This is a genomic window from Citrobacter sp. wls613, assembly GCF_005281195.1.
GTDB lineage: Bacteria > Pseudomonadota > Gammaproteobacteria > Enterobacterales > Enterobacteriaceae > Citrobacter > Citrobacter gillenii.
The window spans coordinates 1-1,256 of the sequence record NZ_SZXN01000025.1; the positions used below are offsets into that span (position 1 = coordinate 1).

Genomic DNA, 1,256 nt, shown 5'->3' on the forward strand with positions numbered 1-1,256 from the left:
TGTAGTGGCATAGTGAATTTGGCCACCTGAATAGAGGTGATATCATCACCTCATAGTCAAAACAGGTGACATTATGACCGGACGTAACAGACGCAATTTTAGCCCCGAGTTTCGCCTCGAGGCTGCCCAGCTTGTACTCGATCAGCATTACACCGTTGCCGCCGCTGCCACTGCGATGAATGTCGGCAAATCCACGATGGATAAATGGGTTCGACAACTGAAAGAAGAGCGAGCGGGAAAATCACCCATAGCTTCACCCATGACACCTGAGCAGATTGAGATACGTGAGTTGAAGAAAAGACTTCAACGCGTTGAAATGGAACGGGATATATTAAAAAAGGCTACCGCGCTCTTGATGTCAGACTCCCTGAACAATTCTCATTAGTTGAGAAACTCAGGGCGCGGTTTCCTGTTGCCGTTGTGTGCAACGTGTTTGGGGTTCATCGCAGCAGTTATAAATACTGGCGGCAGCCCAGGAAGCCTGACGCCACGAGAGTGGCATTACTGAGCCTTGTGCGTGAAGTTTATCGCGAAAGTAACGGTTCAGCAGGAGCGCGAAGCATTGCCGCAATGGTCACCACCAAAGGTATAAAACTGAGCCGCTGGCGGGCAACAAAGCTGATGAAAGCGCTCAATATTATCAGCTGTCAGCAACCTGGCCATCGTTATAAGAAGGCGTCTAAGGAACACATTGAGATCCCTAATTATCTGGATCGCCAGTTTGCTGTTACCGAGCCTAATCAGGCCTGGTGTGGTGATGTGACTTATATCTGGACGGGAAAACGCTGGGCTTATCTGGCTGTTGTACTCGATTTGTTTTCCCGTAAACCGGTTGGCTGGGCGATGTCATTTTTCCCTGATTCCGCACTGACAGGTAAAGCCCTGTCGATGGCCTGGGAAGCACGGGGAAAACCGGCTAATTTACTGTATCACTCGGATCAAGGCAGTCACTATACCAGCAGGAATTTCAGACAGTTACTGTGGAGATATCAGATAAAGCAAAGCCTGAGTCGCCGGGGAAATTGCTGGGATAACAGCCCAATGGAACGGTTCTTCAGAAGCCTGAAAACAGAGTGGGTACCGGATAATGGCTACGCGAATTTTAGCCAAGCCAGCACGGCAATAACGAATTACATCACAGGATATTACAGCCAGCTCAGACCTCATCAATATAATGGTGGTTTGACGCCGAATGAATCAGAACGATTGTTCTGGAAAAACTCTAAAGCTGTGGCCAGTTTTTGTTGACCACTACA

The 1,256-nt window shown here is 48.6% G+C and carries 1 protein-coding gene; it reads left to right on the forward strand.

All coding sequences use genetic code 11. From position 1 onward, the window contains the following. Positions 1-73: 73 nt before the first annotated feature. A protein-coding gene (locus FDX01_RS04030; protein WP_137399272.1) for an IS3 family transposase occupies positions 74-1,248 on the forward strand; the annotation gives its coding sequence in 2 pieces (ribosomal slippage) (positions 74-332 and positions 332-1,248; 1,176 coding nt in all). Positions 1,249-1,256: the final 8 nt, after the last annotated feature.